This is a genomic window from Clostridium sp. 1001283B150225_161107_B6, assembly GCF_015556325.1.
Classification (GTDB): Bacteria; Bacillota; Clostridia; order Lachnospirales; family Lachnospiraceae; genus Enterocloster.
On record NZ_JADNMD010000014.1, the window covers coordinates 14,435 to 31,760 of the forward strand.

Sequence of the window (17,326 nt, forward strand, 5' to 3'; positions counted from 1 at the left end):
TTGAGAAAGCGAGGATTAATGTTATGGTAAAAGCAAGCGAATCACAGATTGATAACCTGGTGGCCCTGTTAGACGGCTATGCCCAGGAAGGCGGACACCATCTGAATGTAAATGTATTCAGCAAGGAAACCCTTCTGGATGCACAGGCCCATCCTGAAAAATATCCCCAGCTCACAGTCAGGGTATCCGGCTATGCGGTAAACTTTAACAAGCTGACAAAAGCGCAGCAGGACGAGGTCATTTCAAGGACCTTCCACGGCTCCATCTAAGCCCTGTCTGACAATTACTCCGGATGCCGTCTTAACAGGAAGCACTTCCGGCTGGGGCGGCATCCATGTTTCCTTTTATCATTTTCCTTATTTTAAATATCTTTACCCGCGGCTGGTCCGCACTGCATGACATGTTGTGGTTTTCAGAAAGGAGCGCAGCCTTATGGTTGGACGTGTACATTCCATAGAAAGCTTTGGCACCGTGGACGGCCCCGGTATCCGCATGGTAATCTTTTTAAGCGGCTGCCCCATGAAATGCCTCTACTGTCATAATCCCGATACATGGGACCCCAAGGGAGGAACGCCCATGCTGGCGGACGATATATTAAACCAGTACGAGCAGGCCCGCCCCTTCTATAAAAAAGGCGGCATCACGGTCAGCGGCGGCGAACCCCTGATGCAGATTGGTTTTGTGACAGAGCTTTTTGAGAAGGCCAGGCAAAAAGGAATCCACACCTGTCTGGATACCTCAGGTATTACGTTCAACCCCGGTTCGCAGGCAGTTATGGCACTTTTTGACCGCCTTCTGGCCTCCACGGACCTGGTTCTCCTGGATATCAAGCATATTGACCCGGAGGAACATGTAAAGCTCTGCGCCCAGCCCCAGGACAACATACTGGCCTTTGCCGGATACCTGGAAAAGAAGCAGATACCTGTCTGGATTCGCCATGTGGTGGTTCCCGGCATCACGGACCGGGAGGAATATCTGTACCGCCTGGGACGCTATCTCGGCACGCTTAAAAATATAAAGGCGCTGGATGTGCTGCCCTATCACGACATGGGAAAAGCTAAGTACAGCCAGATGGGAATCCCCTACCCCTTAGAGGATACGGCGCCCCTGCCTCCTGCAAAAGCTGCAGAGGCCCGCAAAATCATTCTCCGGGGAATGCGCGATGAAAGGGCCCATTGCTCCTAAATTTATACAATATTAGCGGGCATAGGAACGATTTTCCTCTTGAATAATTAGACGTTATAGTATAAAATAAAATAACAATGTAGACAAATATTAAGGAGGTATTTTATCATGGCATATGTAATTAGTGATGCTTGTGTAAGCTGCGGCAGCTGTGCTGGCGAATGTCCAGTCAGCGCTATTTCTGAGGGAGACAGCCAGTACGTTATCGACCCGGATACCTGTATCGACTGCGGAACCTGTGCAGCTACCTGCCCAACCGGAGCTATTTCCGAAGGCTAATGTAGTATTACATAAGGGCCTCTTCCTGACGGAAGGGGCTCTTTTCGTATATTCAGCATATATTATTCACAGAACACATGGAGGAATCCAAATACCATGAATAAACCAGTAATCGGCATAACCCCTTCCCATAATACAGAAAACGACGACATAAGCGTGCGCCCCACTTACCTGCGGGCCATTGAAGCGGCAGGAGGCCTGTCCGTCCTTCTTCCCCTGGAGGCGCCGGAGGAAGACTTAAAACAGCTGTCAGGGCTGTGCGACGGCTTTCTCTTTTCCGGCGGTCCGGACATTCATCCCTTTCTCCTGAAGGAGGAAACACACATGCACTGCGGCAATGTGTCCATGGCCCGGGATACCATGGAACTCTCCCTTCTGAAGATTGCCATGGAGGCCGGCAAGCCGGTGCTGGGAATCTGCCGCGGAGCCCAGATGATTAATGTGGGACTGGGCGGCGACATCTACCAGGACATTCCCAGCCAGGCCGAAACCGGTTTTCCCATTGCCCATAAGCAGCCCTATTCCTGCAGCCTGCCTTCCCACCATGTGAATGTGCGCCGGGATACACTGCTGTACGAAATCGCAGAAGGGAAACCGGAAATCGCGGTAAACAGCTCCCACCACCAGGCAGTGCGCAGAATTGCCCCCTGTCTCATAGCCAGCGGCCATGCGCCCGACGGTATTATTGAAGCTCTGGAGATGCCGGATTATCCTTATCTCCTGGCCCTGCAGTGGCACCCCGAGTATATGTGGCAGACCGACGCGGTATCCGCCAATATATTCAAACACTTTGTGGATGCCTGCCGGAAATAAAAGAAACGGCTGACCCGGCAAAGGCCCGGCGCGATTCAGGATATGGAATGCTTCCTGAATCACGCCGGGCCATTTACTAATCTGCTTTTCTGTCTGGTTATCCGCACCTACTCATTGTCTATCAATTCCGCGGCCATCTGAGCCATCTCTTCTGCTGTTATGGGATTATCCATGGTTGTTATGATATAAACCCTTTCCCCGTCCTTCCATACCATGCTCTGGGCAGCCTTATCCTCCACCTTATCGCTTCCGTATGATATATAGAGTTCTCCTGCCGCCTCTCTTGCCTTTTCCTCCTCGGAAACCTGATAATCCGGGGGAACAAAACGGTACTGGTCCCTGGTGTAGTTCAGGGTAATCCCGTTGTGGTCAAATGTCTGGTGCGGCCGGCCTTCCTCCTCATACAAGCCTGAGCCCTGTACACTGACAAATATATCCGGGCTTCCGCCCTTTTTGTACTGCAGGGAAAAGCTTTCCGTGGACTTTATCACATTTCCGTCCTCATCATGGGCCTCATCATGGGTGGGCATGCCCAGTTCAAACCGGTACCCGTTGCCGAACGTCTCAGGGGCCTTGGTGGCAAAGCCCAGCTTTGTCTCCATCTCCCCCAGCTTATCATAGGTAAAATCATCCAGATGACTGCCTCCGCTGCTTGTATATGCCGCCTTTCCGGCAGCAACCGCTGTTATGGTACCCAGTACGCAGATGGCTGCCGCCACCACAAATACCCGCTTCATATTCCATTTCTTCATTCCTGATTCCTCCTCTATTTTCCGGTGAACAGAGCGCCGCATCCTCTCTGTATCTGCGGAAGTCACCTGTATGGACTCTGCCCGGCTGCAAAGAGTACGGCTTATCTGCTCTTCCAGTTCCTTTTGTGTCACCGGTCCGTCTTGTCTGTTCATAAGGTTACCTCCCTTCCTACCCTCTTGTTTTCTTCCGTCAGCTCCTGTTTTAAATTCGTCCTGGCCGTATACAGCCTGGACTTAACGGTTCCCTCCATACAGCCCATGATACCCGCAATCTCTCTGGTGGACATCTGGTTAAAATAGTACAGGACTACGGCTGTTCTCTGTTTCACCGGAAGATTCCTTATGGCTTCATAGAGCTCCTTTTCCCGGGAGCGCATCATGACTTCCTCCAGCACAGAGGCTGTTTCAGGCTCTTCCGTCCCAAATACCTCTTCCACCGGCTGTTCCTTCCTGTTTTTCCTGCAAAACCTCCAGGCTTCCCTGGTAAGGGTCTTATAAAGCCAGTTCCCAAAATACTCCGGTTCTTTGATTTTCTTTCGGTTCGTCCAGCACAGCACAAAGGTTTCCTGCACAATATCCTCACTGTCTGCATGACTTCCGGATATGAGATATGCCACGCGCAGCAGTTTGGAATAATAATGCTCCATCAACCGGTCAAATGCCTGGCTGTCTCCTTCCGCCATACGGCGTACCAGACCTGCTGTCTCCTGCTCCATGTCCATCCGCTCCTTCCATCGTCCGCTGCTTATTTGGAACCATCTGCTTATATGGAACCATTATATATCCCTTTTGGCTTAACTGCCAGAAGGGTTTGTTAATCGGTGCACCTGCTATATAGAGAAAGTTGGCAGGCAGATGGTTCATTTTATTTAGAATTATTTTTTCCCTTGTCAGAACAGATTATGTCATGTAGAATAATACTGCTGCACAAAACCAACGGAAGCACCTGTAAAATAAAGGATTTTTATAAAAGGAGTCTGCAACAGTATGAGCATTTTAAACGTAGAGCATTTGAGCCATGGCTTTGGGGACCGGGCCATTTTCCAGGATGTCTCCTTCCGCCTGTTAAAGGGCGAGCACATTGGCCTTATTGGAGCCAACGGGGAAGGCAAATCCACCTTCATGAACATTATTACCGGCAAGCTCATGCCCGATGAGGGCAGGGTGGAATGGGCCAAAAACGTAAGGGTCGGGTATCTGGACCAGCACGCAGTGCTGGAAAAAGGCATGACCATACGGGATGTGTTAAAGAGCGCCTTTGCATTTCTCTTTGAGATGGAAGAACACATGAACCAGATCTGCGATAAGATGGGAGAAGCCGGCGAGGACGAAATGAACACCATGATGGAGGAGCTGGGAACCATACAGGACCTTCTCATGGCCCATGATTTCTATATTATTGATTCCAAGGTGGAGGAAGTGGGACGGGCCCTGGGCCTTTCTGAGATTGGCCTGGACAAGGATGTGACGGAGCTGTCCGGAGGCCAGCGCACAAAGGTGCTCCTGGGCAAGCTTCTGCTGGAGAAGCCGGATATCCTGCTTCTGGACGAGCCTACCAACTATCTGGACGTACAGCATATTGACTGGCTGAGGCGCTACCTGCAGGAGTATGAGAATGCCTTTATTCTCATTTCCCATGACATTCCCTTCCTCAACAGTGTTATCAACCTGATTTACCATATGGAAAACCAGAGGCTGGACCGCTATGTGGGGGATTATGACAAATTCCAGGAGGTATACGCGGTTAAGAAATCCCAGCTGGAGGCTGCCTATAAGCGCCAGCAGCAGGAGATTGCGGAGCTGGAGGATTTTGTGGCCAGGAACAAGGCCAGGGTGGCCACCAGAAACATGGCCATGTCCCGCCAGAAAAAGCTGGATAAGATGGATGTCATTGAACTTGCCAGGGAAAAACCCAAGCCGGAATTTCATTTTCTGGAGGCCCGCACTCCGGGAAAGTATATATTTGAGACAAAGGATTTAATCATTGGCTATGACGAGCCGCTGTCGCGCCCTCTTAACCTGGTGATGGAAAGAGGACAGAAAATCGTGCTGGTAGGAGCCAACGGCATCGGCAAAACCACGCTGCTGAAAAGCATCCTGGGCCTTACGCCTGCCCTTGGCGGCACCGTGGAGCTGGGAGACTACCTGTCCATCGGCTACTTTGAGCAGGAGATGGCCCCCGGCAACACCACCACCTGCCTTCAGGAAATATGGGCGGAATTCCCTGCCTATACCCAGTACCAGGTCCGCTCCGCCCTGGCAAAATGCGGCCTGACCACGGAACACATTGAAAGCCAGGTCAGGGTGCTCAGCGGAGGCGAACAGGCCAAGGTCCGGCTGTGTAAGCTGATTAACCGCGAGTCCAATGTACTTCTTCTTGACGAGCCCACCAACCATCTGGATGTGGATGCAAAGGAGGAGCTGAAGCGGGCTCTGAAGGCATATAAGGGCAGCATCCTCTTAATCTGCCATGAACCTGAATTTTTTGAGGGACTGGCTACGGATGTGTGGGATTGCAGGGAATGGGCGCTGAAGCTGTCTTAATCAGGATAAATCCGAAGCAGTTAAAAAGGAACCCCCGGAAAAACCATTCCAGGGGGTTCCTTTTTAATTTCCAGTCCGGGGATTTTCTTCTACGCCATGGAGATGGGCCCGCCTCTCATCTTACCCGCAGTACAAATGCGGTTAATTGCCACCATATAGGCGCCCATGCGCATGGTTACTTTGTTATTCTTTGACATGGCGTCCACCTCGTCATAGGCCTTGTTCATAATTTTCTTAAGGGTCCGGTTCACTTCCTCCAAATCCCAGGCCATGCTCTGGATATTCTGAACCCACTCAAAATAGGATACAACCACGCCGCCTGCATTGGCCAGGATATCCGGCACAACCACCACGCCTTTTTCCTCCAGTATCTTATCCGCTTCCACGGTAGTAGGACCGTTGGCTGCTTCAATAATCACCCTGGCCCGGACGCCGGCTGCGTTATCGCCGGTTATCTGGTTCTCCAATGCAGCGGGAATCAGCACATCGCAGCAGCAGGTAATAACCTGGTCATTGGTTATGTGTTCCACATTATCTGACACATAATCAATCAGGGCCTTTGTCTTGTCCGACAGGAATGCCCGGATAGCAGGGATATCCAGTCCGTCTTCATTGTAAACACCGCCGGAATAGTCGCTGACAGCCACTATCCTGCATCCCTTATCATACAGTATCTGGGCTGCGGTGCCTCCTACATTTCCCATGCCCTGGATGGCATAGGTGGAATTCTCGTAGCTCATGCCCAGGTGCTCCAGGCACTGGCGGGTAATGATGGTCACGCCTCGTCCTGTTGCTTCCGTCCTTCCGATGGAGCCGCCAATCTCAATGGGCTTTCCGGTGACAACACCGGGAACGCTGTGTCCCTTGAACATGCTGTATGTATCCATAATCCAGCCCATTACCTCGCCGTTGGTATTTACATCCGGGGCAGGTATATCCTGGTCAGGCCCTATAATCGGCAGTATCCTGGTGGTATATCTTCTGGTCAGGCGAATCAGCTCATCCCTGGACAGCTTGGAGGGGTCCACCTTGATTCCTCCCTTTGCCCCGCCGTAGGGGATGTTGACGATTGCGCATTTAAACGACATCCAGGCCGCCAGCGCCTTTACCTCATCCAAATCCGAGTTCTGATGGAAGCGGATTCCCCCCTTATAAGGGCCTCTGGCACTGTTGTGCTGTACCCGGTATCCTTCAAATACCTTCATCTCGCCATTATCCATCCTCACTGGAATGGATACAATCATTTCCCGCTCCGGATAACGCAGGGTTATGTAATCTGCTTCCTTTAACCCCAGCCTGGATGCCGCCTCATCCAGTACCGCCAGCATATTTTCGTATGGATTATACGTGTTCTTATTCATGACCTGCCTCCCATAAAATTGTTTATTTGAATACCTTCTGCTTCAAACGCTGTTCGGATTCTGCTGACAAAGGCCAGCGCCTTTGCCCCGTCCCCGTGGACACAGAGCGTGTCCCCCTTTATGTCCAGTTCCTTTCCATTGACGGACGTGACCTTTCCCTCTTTAATCATTTTAACGCACCGCCTGATAGCCTCGTCCTCATCTGTAATCATGGCCCCTTTGGTACCCCTGGGAACCAGGGACAGGTCATCCATGTAGGCCCGGTCCGCAAATATTTCCGACAGGGCCTGAAGGCCCATTTTCCCGGCCTCCTCCCCCAGAACCGCGCCCGCGCAGTAATAAATCCGTATGGACGGGTCTATCTCATATACCGCCTGGCAGACGGCCCTGGATACCTCCCTGTCATACTGGCACAGATTGCCCAGCGCCCCGTGGGGGGCCACATGCTGAAGCTTCATGCCGCAGCCGGCAGTAAAGGCCATAAGCGCGCCCACCTGATACTTTACGTAGTTTTTGATTTCGGAGGGCTTTAATACCATCTTCCGCCTGCCGAATCCCATGAGGTCAGGATAACCCGGGTGGGCGCCCACAGCCACATTCCTCTCTGCTGCTGCTTTCACCACCCTGTCCATAACCATGGGGTCCCCTCCGTGCCAGCCGCAGGCAACATTGGCAGATGTGACGTATTTTATGATTTCATCGTCATTCCCAATGGTATATGCCCCAAAGCTCTCCCCCATATCGCTGTTTAAGTCAATCTGATACATGCTCCGTCTCCTCCCTGACTCTATTCTGACTGCTTCCCCTGGCTGCTGACCCTAACTGTGTTCTTCCACCTTCACCTGAAAGGAGGTCCCGCCCACATTTACCTGAAACAGCCTGGGCGGGCGGTAGGCCACGGGCGTCTCCAGCTTCGCCTTAAGCTGTTCCATTTCCCTGTAATATGCCGCATACGCCTGCTGTGCCTGCACAATATCCACAGGCACAAACCGTATCTCATCTCCGGCCCTGCACTGGCCGATTACAGGCAGGTCGGCTGTTATGACAGTGGCTATCTTCGCATAGCCGCCAATGGACTGGCAGTCAGCCATCATCACTATGGGCTGTCCTGATGTAGGCACCTGGACAGAACCCATGACAATGCCGTCTGAAATAATATTGCCGTCCGCCACATGCTCCGGACAGGGGCCCTCCAGCCTGTAACCCATGCGGTCCGATTCCCCGGTCACCTTATAAGTCCCTCCAAAGAAATCCTCCCGTCCTTTCCTGGTAAAGCAGTCATCCTGGGGGCCTTCAACCACCCGTACCAGACGGCATCCAGCCTGGCTGTATTCTGCCTGCATCCATCTTGCCGGCAGGTTTTCTATGGTATCCAGGTTCTGCCGGAGTCCGATTTCATCCCCCTTTTTCAGAGGCCGCCCCTGGTATCCTCCGATTCCGTTCTTTACAAGCGTGGACCTGCTTCCCATTACCACAGGAATATCCAGGCCCCCGGCAGCCGCCAGATAGGTCCGGCAGCCGCCGGAAGCTGACTGCATTCTGAGCACATCTCCCGCCTCTGCCGAAAACGCCCGGTACATACACACCGGAGCCCCGTTAAGCAGAGGACCCATATCCGCCCCTGCAAGGGCTATGACAGCCGGTCCCGTAAACCGGATTTCCGCCCCAGTAAACGTCATTTCCAGTCCTGCCTCCCCCATGTCATTGCCCACCAGGAGATTGGCTATATGGAATGACCGTTTATCCATGGGGCCTGCCGGGGATACCCCAAACTGTTCGTATCCGAACCTTCCTTCGTCCTGCACCGTTGTATAGATTCCCGGATTCACAATCACCATACCCATAAGCTACGCCTCCTTCACGTACGTCCGGCAGACATAGGTTCCGGCGTCTGCCTGGGCCTTAATCTCCTCATACCGGGCCCGGCTTACGGGAATATGGCGAATCCACTGTCCTGCCCTGAGCAGGAAGGGATTTTCCTTCCTGTAGTCGCACACCTTTATGGGGGTCATGCCGATGATGTTCCAGCCGCAGGGCTGGTCAAAGGGTATGATATCGCTGAGTCCCTGCTGCACCACGATGCTGCCCCCGGGTATGCGGACCCTTGGGCTCTCCCTGCGCCTGAAGGAAAAAGGATTCTCAAACCTGGCCGTATAGGGATGTCCCGGAGCAAATCCCAGCATATATACAAAGTAATCGCTCTGGCTGTGAATTTTTATGATTTCATCCACTGTCTTTTTCTCAATCCTGGCTATCTCCAGGATATCCTCCCCCTCGTAGAGGACCGGTATCTCGGTTATCACCGGCTTTGGCAGGTCAATCTCCCCCATACTGCCGGTCCATTCCTCCACCAGGCGTTCCAGCTTGTCATATGGTATCCTTAAAGGGTCATAGTGAATCAGCAGGGAACGGTATGACGGGACCAGTTCTCCTATTCCCGGAACATGCTCCCCCTCAATCCGGTACTTAAGGGCAATAACTTTTCTGTTTGTCTCAATGGATATCTCATTCTCAAATTCTACTGTAACCCCACAGTCTCCGCATAACCGCAACACAGCACCATTCATAGCATCACTGCTCCTATTTTTAAATCAATGCAACTGTACAGTCTCCACAATCACAAATCAGTCCACGTACTCCACGCCTATGCTCTCAAGTTTTGCGTCCACCCAGTCCCGGTTCAGGCCGGTTCCGGCTGCAATGCTGGCAAACTGCTTTGTCTCATCCTGGCTTACTTTCTTAGCTCTCTCCGCCAGACCAGCCGCTTCCTCAGGCTTGATAACCAAAAGGCCGTCCCCGTCCCCTACCAGGATATCTCCCGGGCAGATGACCTGATTTCCGCAGGATACAGGGAAATTGATTTCCCCGGGTCCATTTTTATACGGCCCGTTGGGCGTCACTCCCTTTGCATATACCGGAAAATCCGGTATCTCCCCGATTTCCGCACTGTCGCGGATACATCCGTCCACCACAAAGCCTGCCAGCCCCCTGGACATGGCGTACCGTGTCATAATTTCACCGCACAGCGACCTGCTCTGGCTGCCAAATGTGGCAATCACAAGCACATCTCCCGGCTTTGCCATATCAAGGGCCTTGTGGAACATCAGGTTATCCCCTGCCGGTGCCTTTACCGTAAACGCGGTCCCAAGAAGCCTGGCCTTATTCATGGGCTTCAGCTGGGAATCAACCGCCCCAATCCGGTTCATGCAGTCGTCAATATTCGCCACCGGAATATCCTTAAACGCCTCAACCAATTTCCTGTCCGGCCTCTCAAACTCTTTTCTGATTCTGCACCCTACATTTGCCATATACCTTCTCCTTCTCTCCATTATTTTGTAAGTCATAAACTGCATCCAGTTTCTGGCCTGAAAATGTTTCCTACACGCCTAGGATAACACAAGTGATAACGATTGAAAAATGAATAATATTAGTATATAATATTAATAAAATCTATATTTAAGGAGCTGCCTATGGACCTGTCTGAAATTGAAACCTTCCTCACCATCGTCAACACAAAAAGCATCACAAAAACAGCGGATATCCTGTTTCTCAGCCAGCCCACCGTAAGCCACAGGCTAAAGTCCCTTGAAAAGGAGCTGGGGTTCCCGCTGATTGTCCGCAAAAAGGGATTTAAAAATGTTGAGCTCACCTCCAAAGGCAGTGAGTTCGTATCCATTGCGGAGCGGTACATATCCCTGTGGAAGGAAACCCAGGCACTGGCCCGGGACAGGGACAGCACCCTGCTGTCCATCGGATGCACGGACAGCCTGAATATCGCCCTTTTTGCAGGCTTCTACCGGCAGATGGAGACATCGGACTGCCCCATTGACCTGGACATCCATACCCATCAGTCCTCGGAGCTCTACAGCATACTGGACCGCCACGACATTGACATCGGGTTTGTGTACTACCACCTGCACTATAAGAACATTCTTTCAGAGCGCATTTATCAGGAACGGCTGTACCTGGTGCAGTCAGACCAGCCGGCCATACGCAAGTCGCTGATTCACACCGATGAACTGGACCCCTCCCTGGAATTGTTCCTGAACTGGGATGCCAACTTCCAAATCTGGCATGACCAGTGGCTTACAGGGTATTCCAGACCCCGCATCATCGTGGACACCATCACCCTCCTCAATCACGTATGGACCGATAAGAGGAGCTGGATGATTGCCCCTGAATCCGTTATCAATGAGCTGTACCATTACAGGCGCCTCTATGTCAGCGAACTGAAGAATCCGCCGCCCGACAGGGTATGCTATAAAATCAAACACCGCTTTCCCAGCTCCGCCACCCAGACAGCCGTGGATTACTTTGAGCAGGCCCTGGGCGAATACCTCTGCCAGGTCAAATCCTCCCTCCATCTGGGGGAGATATGGGGTGACTGTGATATATAAAAATTTTCTATATTATACATTGAAATAATTCATTAGAAATATATATGTTTTCCGTTTATAATCCAATTATCAGTTAATGATTCACAGATGATTGGAGGGTTTATATATGCTTACAACTGCCGAACGTATGGAACACATGCCCTTTTCCGGCATAAGAGTGGTAATGGAAAAGGCAACCCAGATGGATGCCCGCGGAGAACATGTCATCCATCTGGAACTGGGACGCCCTGATTTTGATACGCCCCAGGTAATCAAGGAAGCGGCCTATAAGAGCCTGGAAAAAGGAAATGTATTCTACACCTCAAATTACGGCTCCATGGAGCTTCGCACCGCTGTTGCCAAAAAACTCCGGGAAGAGAATCACATTGATTACGACCCTTCCGAAATCCTGATTACGGTGGGCGTGGGCGAGGGAACCTTTGATGCCTTCGGCGCTTACCTGGCGGAAGGGGACGAGGTCCTGATTCCCGACCCTGTATGGCTCAATTACATCCATGTGCCTGAATACTTCGGCGCCAAGGCAGTGCCCTATACCCTGAAGCAGGAAAATGACTACCAGATTGACATGGAGGAACTGGAAAGCAAAATCACGGACCGGACAAAAATGATTGTCATTATCTCCCCCAACAATCCCACGGGAGGCGTCCTTGGAAGGGAAACCCTGGAAAAGCTGGCGGATATCGCAATCCGGCACGATTTGTATGTCATGTCAGATGAGATATATGAAAAACTGGTATTTGACGGCGAACAGCATGTCAGTATCGCATCTCTTCCGGGAATGAAGGAACGCACCATAACCCTGAACGGCTTTTCCAAAGCATATTCCATGACAGGATGGCGCCTGGGTTATATGGCTGCTCCCAAGGACATTATTGCCGCATCGGTCCGCCTTCACCAGCACATCAACACCTGCGCGTCTTCCTTTGTACAGGAAGCGGGCATCACCGCCCTTGAACAGGCTGAACCGGATGTGCAGAAAATGCTGGCCGAGTACCAGAGACGGCGGGACTATGTGGTGGAAGCCATCAACCGGATTGACGGACTAAGCTGCAATAAGCCCAAGGGAGCCTTCTATCTTTTCATCAATATCAAGGAGTTGGGAAAAAGCGCCATGGAAATGGCAGAGTATCTCCTGGAAGAGGCAAAGGTGGCCCTGGTTCCCGGAACTGCCTTTGGCGCGGCCGGAGAAGGATACCTCCGCCTGTCTTATGCAAGCAGCTATGAAAACCTGGTGGAAGCCTGCAGCCGCATCAGGGATGCCGTGGAAAAGCTCCGCGCACAATAAAACCAATCAGAACAGGGACAGCTTATTTATCAGCTGTTTCCTGTTTCTTTTATATATACATCCTCCGCCTCCGGATACAGGACGTGAATCTGATATTCCTCAAACAGCTCCATCCATTCATCCGCCGGCCGCCTGTCCGTTACCAGTATGTCTATCTGCTGGAAATTACAGTACTTTACAAACGAAGTCCTGTCAAACTTGGAATGGTCCGCCATCATGATGGTTCTCTGCCCTCTGGAAATCATGAGCTGCTTTATCTCAGTCTCCCCTTCCCTGGAATCATAGGCGCCCTCCTCCAGTTTTAATCCCTTGCAGCTGGTCAGGACAAAATCCACATGGTAATTCATGATGGTGCTTCTGGCTATGATTCCCTGGAGGGAGCAGGATACCCGGTTGTTTGCTCCTCCGGTGGACATGATGTTAAGCCCGGACTGGTTCAGGGAGCTTAAGACCGGGATGGAATTCGTGAGTACGGTAATGTCCTCCCGGTCAGCCATCAGGGTAAGGGCTTCCATCACCGTGGAGCTGGCATCGGCAAAAAGCGTTGCCTGCATGGGGATGATGGATGCCACAATCTGCGCAATCTTTTTCTTTTCTTCCACATTGGTCCTGCTCCTGTGTATATACCCCAGCCTGTCAAACATATTTTCCACCTTCAGCACCGCCCCTCCATGGGTCCGCGTAATAAGGCCTTCCAGCTCCAGCCGTTCCAAATCACGGCGTATGGTTTCCTCCGTCACATCGAATCTCTGGCTCAGCTCTGTCACCTTTACCTTTTTCTCAGTCCTGACAATCCCTCTCAGGTGGTCCAGCCTGTCTTTTAAAACCATTGTCATTCACACCTTTCATTATGGATATCCGGCAGCCAGAATGCCTGACTGCCGGATGCCATAAACACTTTATTAAAAGCCTAATAGTTCCATTTTTCTCCTGACTACCTGTTTCTCGTCCTCCAGCGGCCTCTTCAGAAGATCTATATAGATATAATCATTGGGCCGTTCCGCCAGTTCCGCCCTGAGTCCCCTGTCAAATGCAATCCTGAGGGCTGTTCCTATATTGACCTTGCACACGTGGTATCCGCGCATCTTAATCAGCTGGTCGTCCGGCAGTCCTGTGGAGCCGTGAATCACAAGGGGCACCTTAACTTCATTCTGAATGTTCTCCAGAAGGTCATACTGTATATTGGCAGTCTGGGTGCGCATCATATGGGTGGTGCCCACGGATACGGCCAGGCAGCCGCAGCCCGAGGCATCTGCAAACGCAGCAGCCTCCTTAGGGTCAGTAAGCTGGTCCTTGTGGCTGTCCCTTCCAAGATAGGCCACGGACCCAATCTCCGCCTCCACGGAAGCGTTGTAGCGCTCCGCCCGCTTTACCACCTGGTTGGTGATACGCACATTATCCTCAAAGGGAAGCTGGGAGCCGTCAAACATGACCGAAGAAAAACCAGCGTCCAGGGCTTTCCAGATAGGTTCCACCCTGTTGGCATGGTCCAGGTGCAGGACCACGTCTGCCGTTGACCTGCGGGCCATTTCCCCCGCAACCATACCCCAGTAATCATATCCCATAAATTCTGCCACCACAGGACTGATTTGCAGGATGACAGGGGCATTCATTTCCTCGGCCGCTTCAATCAGGACCCTTGTGTCCGGAAAAAGGGCAAGGTTAAAAGCGCCTACAGCTGCATCAGCCTCTATATATTTGGGCAATAATTCGTCCAGCGTTCTCAACATAGTCTGTTACCCCTTATCTTTCATTCCAGGCAGGCATAGGAAGAACCGGCTCAATTGCTGCATAATCAGAAGGATAAACGGTCTGGTACTTGCCGTCCCTCATCTGCAGCACAAACGCATTGGCGGACGTATTCTGGCCGTATTCATCCATGGTGATTGCATTCCACGGAATCGGCAGGGTGGAGGTATCCACTTCCAGGTTCCTCAGCGCCTGATTCAGGGCCTCCGGCTCCGTGGTTTTCGCCTGGTTGATGCCCAGGGCAATGAGAAGCACATTAATCATATCCTTGCAGTGGCCTTCGCTTAAGTCCGCGCCGTCAGGTGTGTACTGCTTATAAAGCTCAATCAGCTGCCTGCTTGTGTCCGTATCAATGTCAGCGGACCATCCGCCTGTGGTATAAATAAATTCCGTATCCTTGCCCATTGCATCCAGGAAATCAGTCTGGACAAATCCGCCGCGCTGTCCCAGCAGCATCTTGGGTACGTAATTCTGCTCCTTGAATGTCTTCAGATACAGGATTGCATCGGAAGCATAGGAGGACATCATGATTACGTCGGGATTGGCTGCCTTGATTTTCATGACCTCGGATGATACATTGGTTGCAGATGAGGAATATGTAATATTCTCAACCACCTCAATGCCGTATTCCTGGGCCATTCTCTCTTCCTCAATTCTGATATTGGCGCCGAACTCCGTATCCTCAGATACAAGGGCCACCGTCTTAAGGCCTGCATCCTGGTCTTCATTCAGCTGCTTGATGAATTCAAAGGAATCGCGGATATAGTATGTATCATTGGGACCAAACCTGAAATACCACTCAAGTCCTGTCTCCGGTGTTGTCAGTGAAGGAGATGAACCAGCTGTCAGAAGGGGGATGCCATAGGTTTCCGTCACAACAGCTACCGCTTTGGTGATAGCGCTGGTGTACTGGCCGGTAAGCGCCACAATTCCCTCTTCTGTAATCAGACGTTTGGCCTCTGATGTGGCGGTGGTGGGGTCTCCCTTGGAATCAGCAAACACAAGCTCAATCTTGGCGCCGCCCAGGGCAGGAATTCCGGCTGTCTTTGCCAGGGCCATGGCCATCTCCGGATGCTCCTCGTTGATTACATCCGCAATCATCTGTCCTGCGGCCTTGCACTGGGCGCCATAGGTTGCATTGTTGCCGGAAAGCGGGGTAAGGAATCCAACCTTAATCACAGTGGGCGCATCGGTTCCCTCTGCCTGTGCCGTGGTGCTCTCCCCTGTGGAGCCTGCGGGCGCCGCAGACGATTCCTTCGCCTGAGAGGACGGGGCCGCACTGCTGCCCGCGGAGCCACCGCATGCTGCCAGTCCCAATACCATGGTCGCTGCTAATGCTGCTGCTAAAATCTTTTTGTACATTTGTATAACCTCCCTGTTTTTAATAGTTTTCTTATATGAAGACGCCGGCTTCCTGTAATACCCCATTCAGGCACAGCGCTGCTTCCTGTACTGCTTCCTCCAATTTCATGGTTTCATAACGTTCTGTGGTGGGGGCCATGGGCTCCACGATGACAGGACCTTCATAGCCCTTCTCATGAAACGCCCGTACAATGGCCGTGGAATCAATGATTCCCCACTGGTTCGGCATAGCCCTCTCCCTGTCCTCCTGCTGGTCCGGCCCTCTTCCCGGGTACGCGTCGTCCAGGTGCAGGTTTACCACCCGTTCTATATTGTTCAGATACAGATACAGGTCATCCTTCCCGGCTCCGGATGTATACCAGTGGATACAGTCAAATACAAACCCTATATCGCGGCTTACACTGTCCGCCAAAGCCATGGTGCCGCTGATGGTCCGTATAAAAGGGTAACGGAACTTACTGCACACGGTCCTGGCTCCCATGAATTCCAGGCCATATTGGAATCCGTTCTCCTTCATGATGTGATAAATCCTCTGAAGGCGTTTGTGATGCCATTCAAAATTCTCCTCAAAATCACGTTCATCATTTCCGGGCCAGAAATGGTTGTATGCCCGGCAGCACCCCGCTGCCCCGGCCCGTTCAAGCCACCTGGCCCACTGTTCCAGGGCCTTGTCGAATTCCTCATCCCCCACCAGGAACATGTCGCACGGCCCCATCATCAGCCCCCACTTCATGCCGCGGTCCGCCAGCGCCTTTCCCGCCTCTTTTGCCTTCTCCACGCTTCCAAAGGCATGGGCAGGGACCTCGATGCCGCCGAACCCGCACCTGCCTGCCGCTGCAAGCAAATCCTCATACGGATGATGGTTCAGTCCCATGGTCCTGGGGTTTAAATTTGTATACATCATATTCCCACCTGCTTACAGCTCTAATTCTCTTCCCAGCAGACGGTATATTTCTGTCTCAGGGATATCCACAGGTTCTCCAATCTGCCTTGCAATGCACATAACCCTTGCAAACTTTTCAGCCGCAACCACCCTCTGGCATGCCAGTGCCAGGCTGGAGGCAATGCTCAGTACACCGTGGTTAGCCATCAGCACCAGGTTTCTGTGAAGCAGATAGGGCCTTGCATTCTCAATGATTTCATCCGACCCCGGCATCCCATAAGGGGCAACCGGTATATCCTTAAAATGAAACAGAAGCTCTGGATGACATTTAAAGTCCAGCGGCACATGGGTCACTGCATGGGCGGTCAGATAGGGGGCATGGCAATGGATAACCCCGTGAAGCCCTTCCTTCACCGTATAAGCGCCGCGGTGCATCTTAGTCTCCGAAGACGGCCTGCCGCCCCAAAGCTTCTCCCCGGTACTCTCATCAAACACGCAGATATTGTCATGGGTAAGCTTTTTCTTGCTGGTCCTGCCGGGCGTAATATAGAGCAGGTCCCCGTCCTTAATGGAAAGGTTCCCCTCAAATGTATTGACCAATCCCATGTCCTCCATAGACGCCCCAATCTCCATGATTTCGTCCATTACCTCTGTTTTAATTCGACTGTCCATCATTTTTCCTCCTCGTTATGAGCACTTAGTTTATGAACACTTAG

The 17,326-nt window shown here is 51.9% G+C and carries 19 protein-coding genes; 7 read left to right on the forward strand and 12 right to left on the reverse strand.

Going from position 1 to position 17,326, the window contains the following annotated elements:
* The first annotated feature begins 14 nt into the window (after positions 1-14).
* The 4 genes from grcA3 to I2H39_RS24075 all read left to right on the forward strand — a co-directional run bounded on the left by grcA3 (position 15) and on the right by I2H39_RS24075 (position 2,277).
* Positions 15-269 (forward strand): autonomous glycyl radical cofactor GrcA3, encoded by a 255-nt coding sequence (grcA3, locus tag I2H39_RS24060; protein ID WP_279232796.1) that lies wholly within the window; start codon positions 15-17, stop codon positions 267-269.
* 163 nt (positions 270-432) lie between these two features.
* Positions 433-1,185 carry a pyruvate formate-lyase-activating protein gene (gene pflA / locus I2H39_RS24065; RefSeq protein WP_195627695.1) on the forward strand — a complete coding sequence of 251 codons (753 nt, stop codon included), beginning with the start codon at positions 433-435 and terminating at the stop codon, positions 1,183-1,185.
* A gap of 108 nt (positions 1,186-1,293) precedes the next feature.
* The gene (locus I2H39_RS24070; protein WP_195627696.1) at positions 1,294-1,464 is read left to right on the forward strand and encodes a 4Fe-4S binding protein; all 171 of its coding nucleotides are present in this window, start codon (positions 1,294-1,296) and stop codon (positions 1,462-1,464) included.
* A 96-nt stretch (positions 1,465-1,560) separates the two neighbouring features.
* Positions 1,561-2,277, forward strand: coding sequence for a gamma-glutamyl-gamma-aminobutyrate hydrolase family protein (locus tag I2H39_RS24075; RefSeq protein WP_195627697.1), 717 nt, complete (start codon positions 1,561-1,563; stop codon positions 2,275-2,277).
* Positions 2,278-2,384: 107 nt separating this feature from the next.
* Here the strand turns inward: I2H39_RS24075 and I2H39_RS24080 are convergent, their stop codons facing one another.
* Positions 2,385-3,182, reverse strand: a complete 798-nt coding sequence (locus I2H39_RS24080) for a hypothetical protein (RefSeq protein WP_138306374.1) — start codon at positions 3,180-3,182, stop codon at positions 2,385-2,387.
* Positions 3,179-3,745, reverse strand: a complete 567-nt coding sequence (locus tag I2H39_RS24085; protein ID WP_195627698.1) for an RNA polymerase sigma factor — start codon at positions 3,743-3,745, stop codon at positions 3,179-3,181. Before I2H39_RS24085 ends, I2H39_RS24080 begins: the two co-directional genes overlap by 4 nt.
* 271 nt (positions 3,746-4,016) lie before the next feature.
* Here I2H39_RS24085 and I2H39_RS24090 point away from each other — a divergent pair, with 271 nt between their 5' ends.
* Entirely contained in the window at positions 4,017-5,573 is a 1,557-nt protein-coding gene (locus tag I2H39_RS24090) for an ABC-F family ATP-binding cassette domain-containing protein (protein WP_195627699.1), read from the forward strand.
* Positions 5,574-5,662: 89 nt separating this feature from the next.
* On the opposite strand, the gene I2H39_RS24095 is transcribed toward I2H39_RS24090, so the two are convergent.
* Genes I2H39_RS24095 through I2H39_RS24115 form a run of 5 tightly spaced genes read right to left on the reverse strand, consistent with a single transcriptional unit; the run spans position 5,663 to position 10,242 of the window.
* Positions 5,663-6,934: a Glu/Leu/Phe/Val dehydrogenase gene (locus I2H39_RS24095; protein ID WP_138306371.1), complete on the reverse strand. Its 1,272-nt coding sequence runs from the start codon at positions 6,932-6,934 to the stop codon at positions 5,663-5,665.
* Positions 6,931-7,701, reverse strand: a complete 771-nt coding sequence (locus I2H39_RS24100) for a 5-oxoprolinase subunit PxpA (protein WP_138306370.1) — start codon at positions 7,699-7,701, stop codon at positions 6,931-6,933. The genes I2H39_RS24095 and I2H39_RS24100 overlap by 4 nt, the downstream gene beginning before the upstream one ends.
* A 51-nt stretch (positions 7,702-7,752) precedes the next feature.
* The gene (locus I2H39_RS24105) at positions 7,753-8,778 is read right to left on the reverse strand and encodes a biotin-dependent carboxyltransferase family protein (RefSeq protein WP_195627700.1); all 1,026 of its coding nucleotides are present in this window, start codon (positions 8,776-8,778) and stop codon (positions 7,753-7,755) included.
* A gap of 3 nt (positions 8,779-8,781) precedes the next feature.
* Complete coding sequence (locus I2H39_RS24110) at positions 8,782-9,501, reverse strand: allophanate hydrolase subunit 1 (RefSeq protein ID WP_195627701.1); 720 nt, start codon at positions 9,499-9,501, stop codon at positions 8,782-8,784.
* A gap of 57 nt (positions 9,502-9,558) precedes the next feature.
* Positions 9,559-10,242, reverse strand: a complete 684-nt coding sequence (locus tag I2H39_RS24115) for an RraA family protein (RefSeq protein ID WP_138306367.1) — start codon at positions 10,240-10,242, stop codon at positions 9,559-9,561.
* 162 nt (positions 10,243-10,404) lie between these two features.
* On the opposite strand from I2H39_RS24115, the gene I2H39_RS24120 reads away from it, so the two are divergent.
* Both I2H39_RS24120 and I2H39_RS24125 read left to right on the forward strand, forming a co-directional pair.
* The gene (locus I2H39_RS24120; RefSeq protein WP_195627702.1) at positions 10,405-11,331 is read left to right on the forward strand and encodes a LysR family transcriptional regulator; all 927 of its coding nucleotides are present in this window, start codon (positions 10,405-10,407) and stop codon (positions 11,329-11,331) included.
* 106 nt (positions 11,332-11,437) lie between these two features.
* Positions 11,438-12,616 (forward strand): pyridoxal phosphate-dependent aminotransferase, encoded by a 1,179-nt coding sequence (locus tag I2H39_RS24125; protein ID WP_138306365.1) that lies wholly within the window; start codon positions 11,438-11,440, stop codon positions 12,614-12,616.
* Between the two features lie 29 nt (positions 12,617-12,645).
* Here I2H39_RS24125 and I2H39_RS24130 read toward each other — a convergent pair whose 3' ends face one another.
* The 5 genes from I2H39_RS24130 to I2H39_RS24150 form a co-directional block, all read right to left on the reverse strand.
* Positions 12,646-13,452 carry a DeoR/GlpR family DNA-binding transcription regulator gene (locus tag I2H39_RS24130; RefSeq protein ID WP_138306364.1) on the reverse strand — a complete coding sequence of 269 codons (807 nt, stop codon included), beginning with the start codon at positions 13,450-13,452 and terminating at the stop codon, positions 12,646-12,648.
* Positions 13,453-13,518: 66 nt separating this feature from the next.
* The gene (locus tag I2H39_RS24135) at positions 13,519-14,346 is read right to left on the reverse strand and encodes a class II fructose-bisphosphate aldolase (protein WP_138306363.1); all 828 of its coding nucleotides are present in this window, start codon (positions 14,344-14,346) and stop codon (positions 13,519-13,521) included.
* Between the two features lie 13 nt (positions 14,347-14,359).
* Positions 14,360-15,727: an ABC transporter substrate-binding protein gene (locus I2H39_RS24140; protein ID WP_138306362.1), complete on the reverse strand. Its 1,368-nt coding sequence runs from the start codon at positions 15,725-15,727 to the stop codon at positions 14,360-14,362.
* A gap of 31 nt (positions 15,728-15,758) precedes the next feature.
* On the reverse strand, positions 15,759-16,631 hold the full coding sequence (locus I2H39_RS24145) for a sugar phosphate isomerase/epimerase (protein WP_138306361.1): 873 nt from the start codon (positions 16,629-16,631) through the stop codon (positions 15,759-15,761).
* Positions 16,632-16,643: 12 nt separating this feature from the next.
* Entirely contained in the window at positions 16,644-17,285 is a 642-nt protein-coding gene (locus I2H39_RS24150) for a class II aldolase/adducin family protein (RefSeq protein WP_138306360.1), read from the reverse strand.
* Positions 17,286-17,326: the final 41 nt, after the last annotated feature.